This window comes from Photobacterium sp. R1, assembly GCF_054600795.1.
This window is the reverse complement of sequence record NZ_BAAHZP010000060.1, coordinates 1-554: the sequence shown is the minus strand read 5'-3', so window position 1 is coordinate 554 and position 554 is coordinate 1. Positions and strand designations below refer to the sequence as shown.

Sequence of the window (554 nt, the reverse complement as noted above, 5' to 3'; positions counted from 1 at the left end):
ATCCCTGTACTGCATTTGGGCCAACCGTGACAGAGCCATCTATCATGCGGGTCAGGTGAACACCTAAAAAGGGCAGTGCAGGATCGGGGATCGGATAGATAAGGTGGCGGACAATCTGATTATGTCTGGCTGCCAGACGGTAATATTCTCCGCGGTAGGGGATGATCTGAAAATCTGTCTTCAGCCCCATCATTCTGGTCAGGCGATCGGCCATTAACCCGCCGCAACACACCAGAAAACGGCCTTTGACAAAAAAAGAACCGGCACTGGTTGCGTTACTCAGGCTGCAGGTCAGTGCGATGTGATCGCCGTGCTCGATGATGTCTGTTACTAGTGTATTCAGGGCCGTTTTTCCGCCTGAAGCGGTAAAATTGCTGGCCATATGTTCAGTGACCTGCCGGTAATCCACTATGCTGGTTGCCCGGACAAATAGCGCTCCCAGGCCGCTGATGTTCGGCTCTCTTTCCCGCAGCTGTGCCTGATCCAGCATTTCGACCTCAATGCCGTTTTCACGGCAGCGTGTCAGCAGATCCTGCATCCGGCGCATTTCCGTC

1 protein-coding gene is annotated in these 554 nt (G+C 53.8%); it reads right to left on the bottom strand.

Annotation, left to right across the window (positions count from 1 at the left end; all coding sequences use genetic code 11):
- Positions 1–554 (bottom strand): FAD-dependent oxidoreductase (locus ACYP03_RS23935; RefSeq protein WP_459782354.1); only part of this gene is annotated, 554 nt, incomplete at both ends.